This window comes from Amphritea japonica ATCC BAA-1530, from assembly GCF_016592435.1.
Taxonomy (GTDB): Bacteria; Pseudomonadota; Gammaproteobacteria; order Pseudomonadales; family Balneatricaceae; genus Amphritea; species Amphritea japonica.
This window is the reverse complement of record NZ_AP014545.1, coordinates 986,445-1,006,345: the sequence shown is the minus strand read 5'-3', so window position 1 is coordinate 1,006,345 and position 19,901 is coordinate 986,445. Positions and strand designations below refer to the sequence as shown.

Genomic DNA, 19,901 nt, shown 5'->3' with positions numbered 1-19,901 from the left:
TGCGATACAGAAACTGTATCGAAGCGAATTAACGCTTGGAGAACTGTGGCTTCTTACGTGCTTTACGCAGACCCACTTTCTTACGCTCAACTTCACGTGCGTCACGGGTAACAAAACCAGCAGCACGAAGATCTGGACGAAGAGTCTCATCGTATGACATCAGGGCACGTGTAATACCGTGACGGATAGCACCCGCCTGACCAGTACCACCACCGCCTTTAACGGTAATGTAAACATCAAACTTTTCAGCGTTACCAGTTAGCTCCAGAGGCTGACGAACGATCATGCGAGCAGTTTCGCGACCGAAGTAGATATCCAGATCACGCTGGTTAACAGTGATTTTACCTGTACCTGGACGCAAAAATACACGTGCAGTAGAGGACTTACGACGGCCTGTGCCGTAATACTGAGTTGAAGACATATTCACCTGCCCCTTAGACGTTCAGTTCTTGTGGCTGTTGAGCCGCATGCGGATGTTCTGCACCAGCGTACACCTTCATCTTGGTGTACATAGCACGACCCAGGGGACCTTTAGGTAGCATACCTTTAACGGCCAGTTCGATGGTGCGTGTTGGATGAGTTTCAACCATCTTCTCGAAAGAAGTTTCACGCAGACCACCTGGGTAACCAGTGTGACGGTAGTAAGTTTTATCCTTACGCTTGTTACCGGTTACGTTAACTTTCTCAGCGTTAATTACGATGATGTAATCACCGGTATCAACGTGAGGCGTGTATTCTGCTTTATGCTTGCCACGCAGACGACGAGCGATTTCAGTAGCCATACGACCCAGAGTTTTACCCTCAGCGTCGACAACATACCAGTCGCGTTTAACCTCTGCAGGCTTTGCGCTAAATGTAGTCATGATAATTTTACCTATACATCAGTCTAAATACTTTAACTTCAAAGAGTTAAGAGCACTCGACGACCTTATAATTATTGGTTGTAAACCGAGGCCCACAACGTCAAAAATCCCTGGACCAGTCCAAAGGAGCGCGGATTATACTGCAACCGCGTAAAGATGCCAACTAAATTTAGCCGCTAGTCACTAGAACACGGCTTCGCCGCTGCAAGACATAAAGCTTCGCTTTGCTTGCTAGAAAAGAACAAACAGAAAACCAAAACGATAAAAGCGATTTACCACAGAGAACACAAAGGACATTGAGAAGAGCACTCTAAAAGAACCTAACTCCGAAGACCTGGTATTCCAAAACAAAAAAGCCACCAACAGTAGCCTTTCTTTATCTAGCAAGTTGCGAAGCGACGTCTAGCGACTACATTAACCTCATCGGCGTGAGGGCACACCTCCTACAAAACCAGCAAGCTCCAAAGCCCTCGCTCTCCAAAACAAAAAAAGCCACCAATAGGTAACTTTTCCTTTCTAGCAAGTCGCGAAGCGACGTCTAGCGACTACATTAACCTCATCGGCGTGAGGGCACACCTCCTACAAAACCAGCAAGCTCCAAAGCCCTCGCTCTCAAAACAAAAAAGCCACCAATAGGTAACTTTTCCTTTCTAGCAAGTCGCGAAGCGACGTCTATCGACTAGCAAGCGGCGAAGCTGCGTCTGGCGACTATATTAACCTCATCGGCGTGAGGGCACACCTCCTACAAAACCAACAAGCTCCAAAGCCTTGGCTCTCCAAAACAAAAAAAAGCCACCATAGGTGACTTTTCTTTTCTAGCAAGTCGCGAAGCGACGTCTAACCACTAGCAAGCGACGAAGCCGTGTCTGGCAACTACCGCTACGCCCGATGCTCTCTTGCCAGATACTCGTGTGACTGCATCTCTAACAACCGGCTCTGGGTACGCTGAATCTCGAACTCCAACCGTCCTTCGCTATAGATTTCATGGATAGATTTTTCTGCAGAGAGAATCAGCTTCACGCCGCTGTCATAAAACTCATCAACCAGATTCACAAAGCGCCGCGCAGCATCATCATTACTACGACCCAATTGCGGCACGTTACTAATCAGTACCGCATGAAAAATCTTACCCAGCTCTATGTAGTCGTTCTGACTTCGAGGCCCTTCACACAGCTCAGAAAAATCAAACCAGATAACATCTTCACAACAGCGACGAAAATGAATATCGCGGCCATTGATATCCAGCGCATCAGATTCGACCACTTCATCAATATCGGGCGCCAGGCCTTCAAAGCTTTGATTCAGGCTCACATCAGCAGCTGCATCTAACGGAAAGTGATATAACTCAGCCTGCTCCAACGTACGCAAACGATAGTCAACGCCGCTATCAACATTTACCACTTCAGTATACTTATTCAGCATATCGATTGCAGGGAGAAAACGCGCACGCTGCAAACCATTTTCGTACAGACCATCCGGGACAATATTCGAAGTAGCCACCAGAGAGACGCCATTCTTAAACAACTCTTCCAACAAACCACCAAGAATCATCGCATCAGTTATATCGGTAACGAAGAACTCATCAAAACAGATAATCTGAAACTCTTCAGCATATTTCTTTCCGATCGCAACCAACGGGTTGGGCGTACCATCCAGAAGCGTTAGTTCTTTATGAACACGCTGCATGAAACGGTGAAAGTGGGTTCGCTCTTTACGCTCAAATGGCAAGCTATCAAAAAAGGTATCCATCAGATAGGTTTTACCCCGTCCAACCCCACCCCAGAAATAAAGCCCCCTTACCGGCTCCACTTCCTGCTTTTTAAATCGGCTGGATAAGCGACCCACCAACCCCTTCGGCTTAGGTGCAGCGCTCTGCAGAGCAACCAGATCATCAAAAAGACGCTGCAGGTGTTTAACGGCAACTTCCTGAGCCGCATCGTAGGAAAAGTCGTCCCGCTCAAGATCTTTTTTGTAACGCTCTATCGGAGTCATGCCAGAAACCATACCATTCAAACCAAAACAGATAATAAAAGGAGTAAAACAAGGTTCGGCACTCTACTACTCACCCACGTTTTTTGCAATGCAACATAAGCGTTACGTAAGCAGAACTTCATAGCTTCTGCAACAACCCCCTATTACAAAAAATAATAACCACAGAGATCACAGGCACACAGAGGAAAACCAATTATTAAAAGCACTTCTTTTATCATCACCAAAGCACTTCTCTGTACCCTCTGTGGTAAAACCGCTCTTACACAAACATTAAACTCCTGAGAACACAAAATACACCAAGGAAAAGTAAAACCTAATACAAGAACTTATAGCCCTTCTCCGTGAATCTCTGTGCCCTCTGAAGCAAAACCGCCCTTACACAAACATTGAACCACCGAGAACACAAAATACACCAAGGAAAAGTAAAACCTAATATAAGAACCTAAAGCCTTTCTCCGAGGGTCTCTGTGCCCTCTGTGGTAAAACCGCTTATAGAGCAATCAAGGATCACACTATTCCTAACCAACCCCCAACAAAGGAATCAACAGCGGTAACATAAACGCAGTAAAGGCTCCGGTCATGCCCATCGCTAAGCCACCAAACGCACCTGCCATCAATCCATATTCAAAAGCATATGCGGTCCCCATTCCATGAGCAGAAACCCCCAGCGTAAAACCCTTTACAGCTTCATCCGTTATATTCAAAATCCGGTAAATCACCGGTGCCAATACACAACCTATTGCCCCGGTAATAAGAACCAACCCTGACGCAAGTGAAGGATAACCACCTATTTTCTCTGCAATGCCAATCGCGATAGGAGAAGTTACTGATTTCGGTGCAATTGATAACAAGGTCCCCATAGAAGCATCCAGGGCCTGAGCAACAAGCAACGCAGATACAGCAGCTGTCACAGCCCCAGCCATACAGGCAAGCACTAGCGGCAACAGCATCTTTTTTACCCGCTCAAAATGATCAAACAAAGGAACTGCCAGGGCCACTGTCGCCGGCCCTAGCAAGAAATGTATAAACTGCGCCCCTTCAAAGTAAGTTTCGTAAGAAGTGCCGGTCAGAAGCAAAAACACAATAATCAGCGCGAGCGACACCAGCACCGGATGCAGTATAGGCGTACCACCAACTCGCCGATTAAGCCATGATGTTGCTATAAAGGTTGCAATAGTAACGATCAACCACATCAACGGCTTAGCTGTAAAAAACACCCAGAATTCCATTAACTATTTTCCTGGTTAATATTGCGCAACTTCTTCGCAGAAGGGTTAAGAAGTAGCGCCGTCACCACAATCGTCAGCGCAGTACTGACGATGAGTGCCAACAAAATAGCCAGCCAGTCTTGCTTCAGCAAGCCAAAATGCGTCATCAAGCCGACCCCCGCCGGAACAAACAACAATGCCAGGTGCTTGAGCAGCGCTTCGCTCGGGACTCGAAGACTTTCAGGCACCTTACCCTTAATAATCAGCCCAATCAGCAACAGCACCATACCCACTACTGGTCCGGGCACAGGCATTCCAACGGCAATAACAATCAGCTCGCCAGCAAACTGGAAAAGCAGCAGTATCAGAAAACCTATTAGCATATACACTCCAGCATATTCGCCGAATTTGAGTTACGTAAAGTCACACCAACCACTGCAAAGCCTCACCACCTGCATACACACAACGGTGTTTTTTTATCACCAGATTCTGTCAGGCATACTAACTAAAAGAACCGACCAAATGACGTTGTCAATCTATATAAAAGCACACCCCGAAAACAATAAGCCGCTTTTATATAAGAATCTTCTTCCATGACTTAGCTTTTTGCGCTTTCCAACGCTTCGAGCGCCTGCAGGGTATTCAGATTACTCAACTGTTCAGACGCATCACCCGCATCTAGCATCTGCATCGGATGGATTCTCATCCAGCGCTGAACTGCCCGCTGCCCCCCTGCCAACCAGCTTTCCAAGTCACCCGCCAGCGACAAAGGAATCACTGCATGCAAAGGATGGAGCTTATCGCCTTCTGACAGAACAGTAATTCCCTGAGGGCTTTCTTTAGCTGAAACCAGTAAACGCTTAATTAGCGGCAATTCAAGCAACGGGGTATCACAAGGTAGAATTAACACCTGATCTGACTGACAAACCTTGAGCCCGGCATGAATCCCAGCCAAAGGCCCCTGAAACCCCTCTAAAGCATCCTCCACTACCTGATCTGCAAGGTCAGCATATTCAGGCAGATGGCGGTTACAACTGATAACTATCCTGGCGGCTATGGGTCGCACCAACTCAACAGTATGAGCCACCATCGGCTGCGACTGAAATACAACCAGTCCCTTATCCCGCCCTTCCATGCGACGGCCTTCACCGCCAGCAAGAATAATGACATCCAACGTATTCAACCGCCGGTAACGGGGGGAAAGAAAGCAACTTCGTCGCCATCTGAAATAACAACATCTAAAGGAGCAACTTCCTGATTTACCGAGCACAGCAGCGGCCCGTCTAAAGCCTTGCTCCAACCCTCTCCCCGACCTTTCAATACAGTCAAAAGCTCAGCAGCATTAATTGAACCATCCACTTGATGACTTATCTCATCAACTCCCAGCGTCTCACGCAGAGAAGCAAAAAAAAGCACCTTTACCATTCACAACACCTTCACAACAAAACAACCAAAAAACTAACCACTTACCTATAAGTAAGCATATGAACAAAAGCATAGCTAATAACACTGGGGATCGTTCGTATTTTCCTAGTTAAGCACTTCGCTAAACGGAATAAATAGCAGACGGTCTCCGGCCTGAACAACAGTATGAGGCGGCACAACCAGATAACCCGCGGCAGTGACCGATGAACTTAGCACACCAGAGCTCTGACTATGACCCAGCACCGCCTGCCCCTTATTCAGTTCTACCCGAAGATACTCCTGACGACCAATCGATTTTGTGCGGCTAAATCCCGCTTCTACCATAAAGCTATTAGGATGCAGCGAAGCCGCGCCCATTGATTTCAACAAAAACGGCCGCGCAAATATATTAAATGTAACCAATACAGCCGCAGGATTCCCTGGCAGCCCTAAAAAAGGCGTACCATTCACAGACCCAAAAGCCATAGGTTTACCTGGCTTAATAGCAATCCTCCACAACCCCAGATTGCCCAGTGCCTCTACAGCAGCTTTAACATGGTCCTCTTCACCGACAGACACCCCACCACTACTGATAATACAATCAGCTTTCTCAGAAGCAGCCTTCAGTGCTTTTTTAGTCCCGTCGAAAGAATCCTCAACGATACCTAAATCAACAATTTCACACCCCAGACCTTGCAGCAAAGCCCGTAGCGTAAATAAGTTTGAATTATAAATCTGACCTGGCTTAAGTGTATTACCCGGCATAACCAGCTCATCACCGGTAGCCAAAACAGCCACCTTAAGTGGCCGATAGACGGCCACCCTGGCAATACCAACAGACGCCAGCACACCAAGATGCATCGCCTGCAGGCGCGTACCCGCTGCCATAACGACCTGCCCGGCACCGATATCCTGACCCCGCTGACGGATATTATTACCAGCGACTACCGCCTGGTTAATATCCACCCAGCTAACGCCGTCAGTTTCACCCGCCGCAGTATTCTCCTGCATCACGACAGTATCTGCACCCGGGGGTATTTCAGAACCCGTAAAAATACGCGCCGCAGTACCCGGCTTCAACGGCGCCGGTGCTGTGCCAGCAGGAATACGCTGAGAGACTGACAGACGCTGCCCTTCCAGCACATCAACACTGGCAAACGCATATCCATCCATCGCACTGTTATCCTGAGGAGGAACATCCACCGATGACAACTGATCTTCAGCGATGACTCGCCCCAGTGCGCTCGTGATATCCAGCGTTTCAATAGCACTCTTCGGGACAGCTTCTGCAAGTAATCTTTCCAACGCTGCTTCAACAGGCATCAATTTTTGCACAGGCGCATCACAACCCTGATCACCACTATTCATCCACGCGGCCCACAAGCAGTATCAATAAGCTTATTTGTCATAACCATTTCAACAAAATTACATGGCCGATGACGAGAATCTAACTGCTCACGAATAATGCCATTCCAGGCGGTTTTGCAAGCGCCAGTAGAACCCGGCATACAGAAGACAACCGTTCGATTAGCCACCCCTGCGAATGCTCGCGACTGAATAGTCGACGTACCTATCTCATCATACGACAGCTGACGAAATAACTCTCCATAACCCTCTATCGCCTTATCAAACAGCGGCTTAAGCGCTTCAGGGGTTGTGTCGCGCAGTGTAAAACCGGTTCCGCCAGTTACCAAAATAGACTGCACATCTTCATCTGCAATCCACTTAGAGACAACCGCACGCAGCTGATACACATCATCTTTACAGATAACGTGATCCGCCAGAGCATGCCCTGCCTCCGTTAAACCCGATACCAGCGCATCACCTGAAGTATCATTTTCCGGAGTACGAGTATCAGAGACAGTCAATACCGCAATCTTTAAAGGCTGAAAAGGAACATCTTTTTTTGCGTGACCCATAATTATTCCCGACTAAACAGTTTCATGTCATTTCTTTGCAACACACTATAGCGAAAACCCAGTATAACTGAATACAAAATCCACCTGCACAAGCAGATAAACCCACCCAACAGAAATGAAGTGAGAAAAAAATTTCGCAGCGCAGCAAAAAAGGGTAAAATATCTCCGCTGGGCATCGCCCTGAAGTGCTTCTAACTAAGCGCTACCAAAAAAGCTCATGTTATTATTACATTTAGTTAAGTAGCCTACGTTTCATATTTTCCCTCAAGAGCATGGAAAAATAGGAGTTGAAACAAAGAAAGGCTCGTATGGATACACATAAGGATATCAGTCAATGAAAAGCCGAACTCTGGCAAGCATAGTTACTGCGCCAGCACTTTTTCTTTCCTCATCTGCATTTTCTGCTATCGAGCCTGCTTCATACGACATGGGCCCTGTAAGCATCATTCCGACGCTCAGTATTCAGACCGGCTACGATGACAATATTTTCAGTTCCAGTTCATCCGAAGTGGATAGTCAAAAGACGATTATAAGTCCTAAGGTACAAATGATTGCGGAGGATGGTTTCAATGCCTACCGGGTAAGTTACTCTCTCAATCAAGGCATCTATGATAGCAGCGCTGATGATAACTATACCGATCATAATCTGGGTCTCGATGCGCATCTCGAATTTGACGCACGTAACACGCTGGACCTGAATGCTACTTATTCAAAGAACCACGAAGAGCGAGGCACAGGCATCACAGAATCGGGCAGTGTCGGTGCAGGGCTGAGCTCGCCTCTTAAATACGATACTAAGTCTGTCTCCTTTTCCTACACCTACGGTGCAGACAACGCCGCTGGAAAGCTGGTTTTCTCAGGTAAGTATGACGATAAAGAATACCAAAATTTCCGCTCTATAACTGATGAGCGCGACAATGAGCAAACCACGCTAAGCGCTGCTTTCTATTATAAGATTCAACCGAAAACATCACTGCTGTTTGAAATCAGAAACCAGGATCTTAATTATAAAGTAGACCCGACAACAAGCCTGGACAGCGAAACCAGACGCTACTATGTCGGCGCAACCTGGGAAGGCACAGCCAAAACCACCGGCACGATTAAATTAGGCCAGGTCAATAAAGACTTCAGCGCATCCAGCCGATCAGACTTCTCCGGGAGTAGTTGGGAAGCCGCGCTAAAATGGGAACCGCTAACGTACTCAGTATTAGATTTTGCAACCAGCCAGTCTGAAAAAGAATCTTCTGGCGCAGGAGACTTTATTGATTCTAAAGCACTACGCCTGACCTGGTCCCATGACTGGAACGATCAGACTCAAACAGTTCTCAGTTCCGGATACACTAATGACGACTACCAGGGTGCTACAGGCGGCCGTCAGGATGATATCACCGACGCAAGCATCAAGCTGAACTATGACATGCGCCGTTGGCTAAGTTTTGGTATCGGTTACGCTTATCAGAATACCGACTCCAACACGGCTAACATTCCGTTCAGCCGAAATACTTACCAGATTTCAGTCACAGGCTCTCTCTGATCGAAACTAAATGTCTACTTTTGAGAACGAAACATGCAGTATTTAGGTAATTACTTCAGTCTTTCACTAAAAACCATTGGCCTGCTTTTTTTAGCCGCTATGGTGAATATCTGCTGGGCTGATGAATCACAATTTTCAGATTATCCTCTCGGCTCCGGTGATATGGTAAAAATCACCGTCTACGGTGAAGAGGAGCTTAGTATTGAAACCCGCTTGAGCGATGCAGGCACGATCTCTTACCCCTTTCTTGGTGAAATGGAAGTACTAAACCTGACCACCAGCGAGTTAAGTAACAAAATTGCAATCGGCTTAGCCGACGGGTATCTGCTAAGCCCCAACGTTAACGTAGCCGTACTCGAATACCGTGAGTTCTTCATTAATGGCGAAGTCAAAAAACCCGGCAGCTATCCTTTTCAACCCGGGCTAACTTTGCAGAAAGCCGTTGCCATCGCTGGCGGCTTCACTGAACGCGCATCAAAGTCTAAGATTTTTATTCAACATGATGACAACGCTGAAGAGCCAGATATGGTGGAGTTGGGCCAACAAGTCCAGCCAGGTGACATAATCACGATTGAGCAGAGCTTCTTCTAGCCAATCACCTAAACCAAATTATATCCAAGAGAACTGCATCCTTTGCAACTCAAACCTCTTCGATTATTTATTTCATCCTGCCAACACTAGCAGCAGAGAATTTTAAGTATGGATACGACAGCGTCACAGGATAGATTTTCACATCAGATGCAAGATGAAGTCATCGATCTTCGTCAATATTGGATGACTATCAATCGGCATAAATGGGGTATCTTCGGATTTGCTCTTATTGTGTCGATTTTAACAACGCTGGTTGTTTTCTCAATGAAGCCAGCCTACCGAGCCACCGCTACTTTACTCATTGAGTCTCAGCAGGCCAACGTGGTCTCAATTGAAGAAGTCTACGGTCTGGACACCAAAAACAACGAATACTATCTAACACAGTTCGAGATCCTTAAGTCGCGTCAACTCGCAGAGAAAGTTATTCTGAAGCTAAACCTGGTTGAGCACCCTGAATTCAATCCTGAGCCGTCAGCTTTCTCATTCAACTGGCGCGATCTATTGCCAGTTGAGCTCCCTCAGAAAGAGCTGACCGCTGACGAGCTGGCTAAAATCAAGCTTCAACACATAACCAATAGCTTTCTACAGAGGTTATCTGTTGCCCCCGTCCGCAAAACCCAGTTAGTTAAGATCACTTTTGAAGCAAATAGTCCTCTCCTTGCCGCCCAGGTAGCCAATGCTGTGGGTGATGCCTATATTGAGAACAATCTTGATTCACGCCTACAACTGACTTATAAAGCTTCCGAGTGGCTGATGGAGCGCCTTAGCGGTCTGCGTGATCAGGTAAACGCTGCAGAAGATAAACTACAGGAATACCGTAATAGAGAAGGTATCGTCGGCAGTGACGGCGGTGCCGAAATTGCTAACAACGAGCTCTCGCTCATCTCTACCCGGCTTGTCGATGCACGCCGCAAGCGCCTGGAAGCAGAAAGCCTCCACCGTCAAATCAAAGCCGTTGCCTCCCCTGATCTGGAAGCATACGAGAACATCCCTCTTATTCTGAACCATCCGCTGATCAGAGATCTCAAGCGGGCAGAGTTAGAAATCGCACTCAAGAAAGCCGATCTATCCAAACGTTACGGCCCTAAGCATCCACAAATGCAAGCGGCAGAGTCCGAGCTAAAAGATGTTAGAAGCAGCTTATATAATCAAATAAAGAGAATTGTTAGCAGCGTTGAAAATGATTACCGTATCGCCCTGACAAACGAGCGATCACTTAAAGCCGATCAGGAAAAAGCGAAGCAAAGCCTGCAGGCGATCAATAATAAAGACCACCGGCTCAAGTCGCTTGAAAAAGAAGCGGAATCTACCCGGCAGCTATACGACACGTTCTTTAACCGTTTGAATGAAACCAACGCTACCGGCAATTTACAAACCGCCAACGCGCGCATTAGCGACCCTGCTGTTGTTCCGATGAAACCAGCAAAACCAAAGAAGAAACTCATCGTTGTCCTCTCATTCGTCGCCAGTCTGATGTTTGGTGTCGTACTTGCTTTTCTTATGGAAGCGTTAAATAACACCGTTAAAACAGCCGCCGACGTCGAAACAAAACTACAGTCTACTATGCTGGGGCTTTTACCCTTGTTGACCCAGAAAAAAGGTGAAGAGGAGAGCAGCTACAAGGCCTATATAACTGACCCTCAATCCCCCTACGCTGAGTCGGTAAGAACGATCAGAACCGGCGTTGTACTATCAGCACTAGACAATCCTCATAAAATCTTATGCTGTACTTCATCGATACCCGGCGAAGGCAAAACCTCTCTGGCAATCAACCTGGCCACATCACTCGGCCAGATGGAAAAAGTACTGCTGATTGATGCCGACATGCGCAGGCCTTCAATTGCCAAAGCCTTTAGCCTGTCAAATAAATCGCCGGGACTGTCTAATCTTGTCGCTGGCACCTCTAAACTTGAACAGTGCATCCACCGTGCAGACATAAACAACATTGACCTGATGACCGCCGGAACTCTTCCACCAAATCCACTCGATCTGCTGGCATCAAAGCGATTTGCTAAAGTATTGGAAGCTCTTGAGACTCACTACGACCGCATTGTGATTGATACCGCCCCTACACAAGCAGTCAGTGACGCGCTGGTGCTGGCACAACATGTCGGCGCGATGATCTATGTCGTCAAAGCAGACTCAACAAACTATCAACAGGCAAAAGCAGGCTTAAAGCGCCTGAAAGAAGCCAATGCCCCCATTATTGGCGTTGTACTCAATCAGCTTGATACGAAAAAAGCGAGTAAGTACTACGGCAACGATTATGAGGGGTATTACGACAGCTATGGTTATGTCGAACAGGATCCCGCGGTTAAAAGCAGCACCTAATGATTGATCTGCATAATCATATTCTCCCGGGCATTGACGATGGTCCAGCAACGCTGGAGGAGTCGCTTGCTCTGGCAGAAATAGCGGTAAATGACGGTATCTCTCATATCGTTGTCACACCCCACATACACCCGGGCCGATACGACAACCAGATCAGTACCATTCAACCGGCCCTAAGCAGCCTTCAGCAAACCCTTGTAGAAAAAGGCATGCCTTTAACGCTAAGCATGGGTGCTGAGACCCGCATCTCTACAGAGATGCTAACTCTGATTCCTGCTGGGTTAATTCCCTATCTGGGTTCATGGAAGGGAGAACAGGTTTTACTGCTGGAACTACCCCATAGCCATATTCTGCCGGGAACAGATCAGCTGATTCAATGGTTGAAAAGACATAAAATTACGCCAATGATCGCCCACCCAGAGCGCAATAAAGAGATAATGCTTTCACCAGAGAAGCTAGCCCCCTTCATTGATGCAGGATGTCTTTTACAGTTAACAGCTATGTCGATAACAGGCGAGTTTGGAGCAATGGCTAAGCACTGCGCAACCTATATTCTTCAGCAGGAATGGGCAACCGTTCTGGCCACAGATGCTCATAACGCCACCCATCGACCGCCGATTCTAAGTAACGGCCTCAAAGCGGCCGCTGAAATCATAGGCAACCGGGCCGCCATCGAGCTGGTTACAAGTAATCCTGCAACAATTTTAGGGCGCCTGCGTGATTAAATTTACCAGAAAGCTAGCCTTACTCCCTGCGCTGGCTCTGATCGCCCTTTGCATTCCGGTTACCCAATGGGGTCTTGGCGATATAAATGCTTATCCCGTTCGCTACAGTATTAGCAAGTGGCAATCCGAAAATAGGCTGCCAACACACCAGGAACTCAACAAGGCTCAAGTCGCTATAGAAGCCGCATTAAGCTGGGACAGTAATCCTGAATATTATGATTATCAGGGCAGGCTATTTCATTACGAAGCACTTATCTCCGATAGCCCTCTGTTGCAGACCACCGCTTTACATAACGCATTAGCAAGCTATCAACACTCAACCGCGCTAAGGCCCCGATGGGCATACAGCCAGGCCAATTTCGCACTGATTAAAGCTCTCTTAAAAGAGTTTGATGAAGACTATAAAATTGCAATCAAACAAGCAGCTATTAGCGGGCCCTGGGAGAATGGCGTAAACATTGCCTTAGCCGAAGCAGGCCTACTGGGATGGTTAAGCCTGAATCCTCAGGAAAGAAAAATCATCACCGACAATATCCAACGAGGTATTCGTCGAAACATGGAACATATAAAAATCATCATAAACCGATATAATAAGCGTTCTCTGGTCTGTGCCAATTTACAAAGAGACATATATCAAAGAAAACTTTGTGGTTTCTGATGATAACTAACTACTCCGTTTTCTATGGAAAGGAAATATAATGACAACCGTACGTAAAGCAGTAATCCCCGTTGCAGGTCTGGGAACCCGGGTACTTCCGGCCAGTAAAGCGATTCCAAAAGAGATGATGCCGGTTGTGGATAAACCCGTTATCCAACACGTTGTCGAAGAAGCGGTTCAGGCAGGTATTAAAGAGATAATACTGGTGACTCGTAGCGGTAAATCATCAATTGAAGACCACTTCGATAGCCACTATGAACTCGAAGAACAGCTTGAGCGGAAAAACAAAACAGACCTTCTCAATGCTGTACGTAATATTATTCCCAGTGATGTCACTATTCTCTCAGTTCGTCAATCTGAAGCTAAAGGCCTGGGTCACGCAGTACACTGCGCCGCACAAGTGATAAAGGACGAGCCCTTTGTCGTCATCCTGCCTGATGTTCTGGTCAACAACTACCAGCAAAACGAAACTGATCTGCAAAAAATGGTTGCCGCGTTTGATCAACATAGCGCCGCCCAGATTATGGTTGAGGCTGTGCCTGAGGACAAAGTTCATCTCTACGGCATTACTGACTGCAACGGTATTAAACCGGCTGCAGGAGAATCCGCAGCAATCTGCGGAATGGTTGAAAAGCCCAGCGCAGATGAAGCTCCTTCAGATCTGTCGGTTGTCGGCCGCTATGTCCTTCCAGGCAGGGTAATGGAACTGCTTGCTGATACTAAGCCCGGTGCTGGCGGTGAAATTCAGCTGACTGACGCCTTAGACGAGCTGCTTAAAGAACAGACCCTAGAAGCTTACCGTATGACGGGTAAAACATATGACTGCGGCAACAAACTAGGTTTTCTTCAGGCAAATGTTGCTTATGGATTGCAACACCCGGAAACCGCTGCAGATTTTAAGCAGTTCCTGGCGCAACAGGACTGAAACTATGACGGTTAATCACTCTCCTGCATGGCTCGCACTCAACGCACATGCCGACAATGTGCGTAATAAACATCTGACTCAGATGTTTACGGAAGATGCACAGCGCTTTGAAAAGTTTAGTTTCAGTGCCGCTCACTGCCTGACCGATTTTTCTAAGCAACGCATTACCGAAGAGACACTCCAACGGCTAATCGAATTGGCAGAGCAACAACAACTGCCTCAACGAATCGAAGCACTCTTCAACGGAGAGAAGGTTAATCCATCAGAAAACCGCCCTGCTCTGCATACCGCACTCCGTCAGCCTAAAGAACAGGTGCTTCATGTCGATGGCCTCGATATCTCAGAAGAGATCCACGCCTCACTTGAAAGAATGGAAATGTTGGTAGACCAGATTCACAATGGCCAGTGGCGTGGTTTCGACGGCAGCCCTATCAAAAACGTAATCAATATCGGTGTCGGCGGCTCCGACTTAGGCCCGCTAATGACTTGCCGGGCTTTAAGTCAGTTTGCCCCAGCGCATATAAGAGAGATAAACGTCCATTTCGTGTCTTCTATGGATGGTAGCCAGCTCGCCCGACTATTAACCCATATCGACCCTGCCTCGACGCTCTTCATTGTGTCATCCAAGTCATTCTCTACCATCGATACACTGGCAAACGCCAATACCGCCCGAGAGTGGTTGGTTAACGCCAGTCAACTACCGGTAGAGCTAATCAGCCAACATCACTTTATTGGGATAACCGCAAGCCCCGACAAAGCAGCACAGTGGGGAATCCCAAAAAAGAATCAACTACACTTCTGGGACTGGACCGGCGGACGTTACTCTCTATGGTCGGTCATAGGTATGGCAATCGCACTGCAAGCGGGCAATGAAAATTTTCGTTTACTGCTGTCTGGCGCACATCAAATGGATACCCACTTCCGCTCTGCGCCCCTAACTGAAAACCTGCCCGTATTATTAGCGATGATCGGTATCTGGAATATCAATTTCCTCGATATACACGCACATGCCGTTCTTCCATATGATGGGCGCCTGGAACACGTGCCAGCCTATCTCGAGCAATTAGAGATGGAGAGTAACGGCAAGAGCGTTACGCTGCAGGGTGAACAACTCAACTACGCCACCTGCCCCATTCTCTGGGGCGAAGTAGGTCCAAACGCTCAACATGCCTTTTATCAGTTACTGCATCAGGGCACAGAATCCGTTATGTGTGATTTTATCGCCCCGGCTATACGCTATCAGGATCAGGGGGAAGACCTTAAGGCCCAGCACCAGTTAGCGCTGGCCAACTGCCTGGCTCAATCCCGTTTATTAGCACTTGGCGATAGCGTTCTGGATGATGCCAACAATGCTCCGGCACATAAACGCTACCGGGGAAATCAACCCAGCACGACGATTATGCTGGATAAACTCAGCCCTGAAAGCTTTGGCGCACTGATTGCGATGTACGAACACAAGGTATACGTCCAGTCCGTTATTTGGGAGATTAACCCCTTTGACCAATGGGGTGTAGAGCTGGGTAAAACCGTTGCCACTTCACTGTTAGACCAGTTCACAGGCCAGTCCACCATGTCGACAGACAGCTCTACCGAAGGACTTGTTCGATTTGTCCAGCAACAACGTCAGGAGAGCACGCATGAAAGTTAAAGTTTATGGTGCTGACCTGACAGCCTGGGTCGCCGCTGCTTGTCTGGCAAGAGCGGGCAACGGCGTTTTGATAGAAGGTTCTGACAATCTTCTGGAAGAAAACCTGCACGATATTTCAGCGCTGCGTGATGAGCCAGGACTCTTAGATCAGATAGAACTTCAACTTCAGGAAGGCAGGTTAAAACGCACCTGGCCCAAGGGTACCGAAGCCAACATACACTGGCTGGCCCTAGAACATGACGAGTTTGAGACAGCGAAAGAGATCACTCTTCGCCTGGCTAAAAGCATTCCTGACAATCTCTTAATCATCAACCAGGGAAACTTTGGTGTCGGCGCTACCGACAAGTTGCAGGCACTCTTAAATGAAGACCTGAACCAGGTTGTTGTATACGTGCCCAACAACCTTCAAGAAGGTAAAGCACTACAAGGGTTTAGCCAACCAAAGCGTATTACGATTGGTAGCGAAAACAGCTGGGCGATCACAACGACACGCGCACTGATCCGCCCTTTTTTGCAAAACATAGAACACCTGCTATTAATGTCTAGCCGGGAAGCCGAGTTTACCAAGCTGGCCATCACCGGCATGCTGGCGATTCGAATTGGCTATATTAATGAGTTAGCCAATTTAGCTGACCAGATGAATGTCGACATTGATACGATCCGTGAAGGCATGGGTGCAGACCCGCGCATCGGCAACCACTATTTAGCACCGGGTTGCGGTTTTGGCGGCCTTAGCTTCAATCAAAATATCGCCCGTTTCTCTGAAACCTTTGAAAAACGCGGTAAAGATTCACTGCTTAAAACAGTGATATCTGAAAACGAAATACAAAAAGAGCTGCTGTTCAAAAAACTATGGCAGCACTACCAATGCGACCTCTCAGGCAAAACGGTCGCGGTATGGGGAGCCTCATTCAAGCCGGGAACCGCCAGCATCAATAACGCTCCCAGCCTGAAACTCATCGATGCGTTACTGGCACAAGGCGTCCACGTCAAAGTGCATGACCCGGAAGCCCTGGCCAACTTACAAGAACATTATCAAAACGAGCCCGGTATCAGCTTTTGTCCCAACGCCTATGATGCAATAAAAGCGACCGACGCTTTGTTACTTGTAACCGAATGGCCTGAATACTGGTCGCCTGATTATCATCAATTACTCGAAGACATGCAGACACCACTCATTATCGATGGTCGTAACATCTTCGACAGAGAAGCAGTAGAAATGTACGGATTTACCTATATGGGGGTTGGCCGCTAATGCTACGCGGTGTTATTTTCAGCCTCTGTGCGGCAGCCTTACTTTATGGGTTATTCAGAGAGACTCCACCACCAAAATTATTCGACCAATCTGATAAGTTCGGCCACCTGACAGGTTTTGCCGCGATGACATTTATCGCTATCCTGACTCTGTCACGTCGGTATATTCCTTTCTTCATAACAGCACTGCTGGCACTGGCCTGTAGTGCTGAATTCCTTCAGGAATGGCTTCTACCCCATCGACACTTTTCACTGGACGATATGTATGCAAACCTGGCTGGAGTCGCGATAATCCTGCTGCCATGGTTAGCCTGGCGAATTGGTCGCCATTTTTTTTCAGATTCCTCAAAACTCCAACCTTCAGAGAAGCAACAATGAGCAAACTAGCCTGTTTTAAAGCCTATGATATCCGCGGCCAGCTTGGCACTCAGCTGGATGAAGATCTGACCTACCGCATTGGCCGGGCGTACGCTGAGTTTCTAAAACCAAGCACCGTTGTAATCGGCGGCGATATGCGCCTGTCTACAGAATCACTAAAGCAGGCACTTGCAAACGGTCTGCAGGACGCCGGCGTTAATGTTCTGGATATCGGCCTTTGTGGCACTGAAGAGATCTATTTCGCCACCGCTCATCTGAAAACAGATGGAGGCATTGTCGTTACTGCCAGTCACAATCCTGAAGACTACAACGGCATGAAACTGGTGCGGGAGGGCTCTCGACCTATTAGCGGCGACACTGGCCTCAACGATATTGAGCAGCTGGCACGGGAAAATAACTTCGCATCCCCCGAGCCAGACCAGCGTGGACAGTATGAAAAAGTCGACACGATGGCCGCCTATGTAGAGCACCTGGAAGGCTATATAGATCAAACCAGCCTCAAGCCAATGAAGCTGGTTGTGAATGCAGGTAACGGTGTCGCTGGCCACGTTATTGATGCACTGGAAACACAGTTTAAAGCCGCATCGGTACCTGTTGAATTTATCAAAATTCACCACCAGCCAGACGGCACTTTCCCTAACGGAATTCCCAATCCCATTCTGGAAGAAAACAGAGCCGACACTATTGCGGCCGTTTTAGAACATAACGCAGACATGGGCATCGCCTGGGATGGCGACTTCGACCGTTGCTTCCTGTTTGATGAAAAAGGCCGATTTATTGAAGGCTACTATATCGTTGGATTGCTGGCAGAAGCCTTTCTGGCAAAAAATGCCGGCGCCGCCATTATCCACGACCCGCGTTTGACCTGGAACACACTGGATATCGTTGAAACCAGCGGTGGCAAAGCGATTCAATGTAAAACAGGTCACGCCTTTATCAAAGAGAGAATGCGCGAAGAAGATGCAGTTTATGGGGGTGAAATGAGCGCTCATCACTACTTCCGGGATTTCTTCTATTGCGATAGCGGAATGGTACCCTGGTTATTAGTTGCAGAACTGATAAGCAAGAAAGGACAGGCTTTATCTGAACTCGTCGACGACCGCATCTCTAAATACCCGTCCCCGGGTGAGATCAATAGCAAACTTGAAGACCCTAAAGCCTCTATCGATAAAGTACTGGCAACATACCAGGCCGATGCTATGAGCATTGACTATACCGACGGCATCAGCCTCGATATGGGTGAATGGCGCTTTAACCTGCGCTCATCAAACACCGAGCCTGTTGTTCGCCTGAACGTTGAAACCCGTGGCGATGAAACCCTAATGAAAGCTAAAACCGAAGAACTGCTTGCGCTGCTGCGGGGGTAAGAACCAAGGTTCGATCGCTTAGAGAGCCGAAGTCCGATCGCTTCGTTTGTCCGCCTTTTCGGACCTCGAACTTCAGCCCTCATTTAGCGACCATCGATTCGCCGTGAGGGCACAGCTCCTACAAAAATCATAGACCTCTGTAGGAGCGACGCTAGCATGCCCTCTAGGTACCTCGTCGCGATTGAAACTCAGATAATACAGCCGAACCATTCGCCGTGAAGGCACCGCTCCTATAGAAACCATCGACCTCTGTAGGAGCGACGCCCTCGTCGCGATTAAAGCTCAAACAACACAACCGAACCATTCGCCGTGAAGGCACAGCTCCTATAGAAACCACCGACCTCTGTAGGAGCGACGCCCTCGTCACGATTGAAACTCAGATAATACAACCGAACCATTCGCCGTGAAGGCACAGCTCCTATAGAAACCATCGACCTCTGTAGGAGCGACGCCCTCGTCGCGATAAACTTAAAAAAGACACCTCAATGGATCAACAAACAAAAGACTGGTTTGAAGAAGGCCTGTTTAAACGTTTACCCGAAGATGTCAGAGGTAGTTTCTCGCAAGAGCAGCTAGCAGCTCTGAAAGTAGCCTTTGGTGCGCGTAAATGGGGCAAGCACCCCGTAGATATTCGAGGCACCCTGAAGATCTGGACCTGGCGATATTACTTCGTCATTCTATTAGGCCGAAACCGCCGGGAATTAAGCCGCGCAGAGCAAAAAACAGCAGCATTTATGCAAGCTTTTTTCCTGATGCTCTTTTTAACTTTCTCAACCCTATTGGGCCTTCTGGTTTTATACCTAATCAAATCAGCAGCAGGTATCGACCTATTTCCAGGGTTTTCATTGGGAATCTGGGGATGGTTTAAGACTAATATATTGTGATAATCATATCGCCGTGAGGGCACGGCTCCTACAATAACCACAACCCCCTGTAGGAGCGACGCTAGCATGCCCTCTGGGTACCTCGTCGCGATTAAAGCCTCAGCAAGCACTAAACCATTCACCGCGAGGTAACGGTTCCTACAGAAACCACCGACCTCTGTAGGAGCGACGCCCCCGTCGCGATTGAAACTCAAACAACACAACCATTCGCCGTGGGGCA

General features: G+C 47.8%; 20 protein-coding genes. 11 read left to right on the top strand and 9 right to left on the bottom strand.

The features are described from left to right. Positions 1 to 28 precede the first annotated feature (28 nt). From rpsI to moaB, 9 genes are all read right to left on the bottom strand, one after another. On the bottom strand, positions 29 to 421 hold the full coding sequence (gene rpsI, locus AMJAP_RS04605) for a 30S ribosomal protein S9 (protein ID WP_019621898.1): 393 nt from the start codon (positions 419 to 421) through the stop codon (positions 29 to 31). A gap of 13 nt (positions 422 to 434) precedes the next feature. Continuing rightward, on the bottom strand, positions 435 to 863 hold the full coding sequence (rplM, locus tag AMJAP_RS04600; RefSeq protein WP_019621897.1) for a 50S ribosomal protein L13: 429 nt from the start codon (positions 861 to 863) through the stop codon (positions 435 to 437). Between the two features lie 879 nt (positions 864 to 1,742). Continuing rightward, a complete protein-coding gene (zapE, locus tag AMJAP_RS04595) occupies positions 1,743 to 2,855 on the bottom strand; it encodes a cell division protein ZapE (RefSeq protein WP_019621896.1) in 1,113 nt (370 codons plus the stop codon). A gap of 518 nt (positions 2,856 to 3,373) precedes the next feature. Then, positions 3,374 to 4,084, bottom strand: coding sequence for an LrgB family protein (locus AMJAP_RS04590; RefSeq protein WP_019621895.1), 711 nt, complete (start codon positions 4,082 to 4,084; stop codon positions 3,374 to 3,376). Then, the gene (locus AMJAP_RS04585) at positions 4,084 to 4,446 is read right to left on the bottom strand and encodes a CidA/LrgA family protein (protein ID WP_019621894.1); all 363 of its coding nucleotides are present in this window, start codon (positions 4,444 to 4,446) and stop codon (positions 4,084 to 4,086) included. Before AMJAP_RS04585 ends, AMJAP_RS04590 begins: the two co-directional genes overlap by 1 nt. A gap of 215 nt (positions 4,447 to 4,661) precedes the next feature. Continuing rightward, the gene (gene mobA / locus AMJAP_RS04580) at positions 4,662 to 5,246 is read right to left on the bottom strand and encodes a molybdenum cofactor guanylyltransferase MobA (RefSeq protein ID WP_026340132.1); all 585 of its coding nucleotides are present in this window, start codon (positions 5,244 to 5,246) and stop codon (positions 4,662 to 4,664) included. Beyond that, entirely contained in the window at positions 5,243 to 5,488 is a 246-nt protein-coding gene (locus AMJAP_RS04575; RefSeq protein WP_019621892.1) for a MoaD/ThiS family protein, read from the bottom strand. The genes mobA and AMJAP_RS04575 overlap by 4 nt, the downstream gene beginning before the upstream one ends. A 105-nt stretch (positions 5,489 to 5,593) precedes the next feature. Then, positions 5,594 to 6,835 (bottom strand): molybdopterin molybdotransferase MoeA, encoded by a 1,242-nt coding sequence (locus AMJAP_RS04570; RefSeq protein ID WP_019621891.1) that lies wholly within the window; start codon positions 6,833 to 6,835, stop codon positions 5,594 to 5,596. Beyond that, a complete protein-coding gene (moaB, locus tag AMJAP_RS04565) occupies positions 6,832 to 7,386 on the bottom strand; it encodes a molybdenum cofactor biosynthesis protein B (RefSeq protein WP_019621890.1) in 555 nt (184 codons plus the stop codon). Before moaB ends, AMJAP_RS04570 begins: the two co-directional genes overlap by 4 nt. A gap of 334 nt (positions 7,387 to 7,720) precedes the next feature. Between moaB and AMJAP_RS04560 the strand changes: the two genes are divergently transcribed. The 11 genes from AMJAP_RS04560 (at position 7,721) to AMJAP_RS04510 (ending at position 19,681) form a co-directional block, all read left to right on the top strand. After that, on the top strand, positions 7,721 to 8,920 hold the full coding sequence (locus AMJAP_RS04560; protein WP_019621889.1) for an outer membrane beta-barrel protein: 1,200 nt from the start codon (positions 7,721 to 7,723) through the stop codon (positions 8,918 to 8,920). Between the two features lie 33 nt (positions 8,921 to 8,953). Continuing rightward, the gene (locus tag AMJAP_RS04555) at positions 8,954 to 9,511 is read left to right on the top strand and encodes a polysaccharide biosynthesis/export family protein (RefSeq protein WP_019621888.1); all 558 of its coding nucleotides are present in this window, start codon (positions 8,954 to 8,956) and stop codon (positions 9,509 to 9,511) included. 108 nt (positions 9,512 to 9,619) lie between these two features. Further along, the gene (locus AMJAP_RS04550) at positions 9,620 to 11,842 is read left to right on the top strand and encodes a GumC family protein (RefSeq protein WP_019621887.1); all 2,223 of its coding nucleotides are present in this window, start codon (positions 9,620 to 9,622) and stop codon (positions 11,840 to 11,842) included. After that, on the top strand, positions 11,842 to 12,567 hold the full coding sequence (locus tag AMJAP_RS04545) for a tyrosine-protein phosphatase (RefSeq protein WP_019621886.1): 726 nt from the start codon (positions 11,842 to 11,844) through the stop codon (positions 12,565 to 12,567). Before AMJAP_RS04550 ends, AMJAP_RS04545 begins: the two co-directional genes overlap by 1 nt. Further along, positions 12,560 to 13,225 carry a hypothetical protein gene (locus AMJAP_RS04540; protein ID WP_019621885.1) on the top strand — a complete coding sequence of 222 codons (666 nt, stop codon included), beginning with the start codon at positions 12,560 to 12,562 and terminating at the stop codon, positions 13,223 to 13,225. Before AMJAP_RS04545 ends, AMJAP_RS04540 begins: the two co-directional genes overlap by 8 nt. Before the next feature lie 40 nt (positions 13,226 to 13,265). Then, positions 13,266 to 14,150: a UTP--glucose-1-phosphate uridylyltransferase GalU gene (gene galU / locus AMJAP_RS04535; protein ID WP_019621884.1), complete on the top strand. Its 885-nt coding sequence runs from the start codon at positions 13,266 to 13,268 to the stop codon at positions 14,148 to 14,150. A gap of 4 nt (positions 14,151 to 14,154) precedes the next feature. Then, positions 14,155 to 15,798 carry a glucose-6-phosphate isomerase gene (gene pgi / locus AMJAP_RS04530; RefSeq protein WP_019621883.1) on the top strand — a complete coding sequence of 548 codons (1,644 nt, stop codon included), beginning with the start codon at positions 14,155 to 14,157 and terminating at the stop codon, positions 15,796 to 15,798. Then, positions 15,788 to 17,053, top strand: coding sequence for a nucleotide sugar dehydrogenase (locus tag AMJAP_RS04525; protein WP_019621882.1), 1,266 nt, complete (start codon positions 15,788 to 15,790; stop codon positions 17,051 to 17,053). Before pgi ends, AMJAP_RS04525 begins: the two co-directional genes overlap by 11 nt. Further along, positions 17,053 to 17,430, top strand: a complete 378-nt coding sequence (locus tag AMJAP_RS04520) for a VanZ family protein (RefSeq protein ID WP_019621881.1) — start codon at positions 17,053 to 17,055, stop codon at positions 17,428 to 17,430. The genes AMJAP_RS04525 and AMJAP_RS04520 overlap by 1 nt, the downstream gene beginning before the upstream one ends. Further along, entirely contained in the window at positions 17,427 to 18,797 is a 1,371-nt protein-coding gene (locus tag AMJAP_RS04515; RefSeq protein ID WP_019621880.1) for a phosphohexomutase domain-containing protein, read from the top strand. Before AMJAP_RS04520 ends, AMJAP_RS04515 begins: the two co-directional genes overlap by 4 nt. A gap of 485 nt (positions 18,798 to 19,282) precedes the next feature. Beyond that, positions 19,283 to 19,681 (top strand): hypothetical protein, encoded by a 399-nt coding sequence (locus AMJAP_RS04510; RefSeq protein WP_019621879.1) that lies wholly within the window; start codon positions 19,283 to 19,285, stop codon positions 19,679 to 19,681. The last annotated feature ends 220 nt before the right edge of the window (positions 19,682 to 19,901 follow it).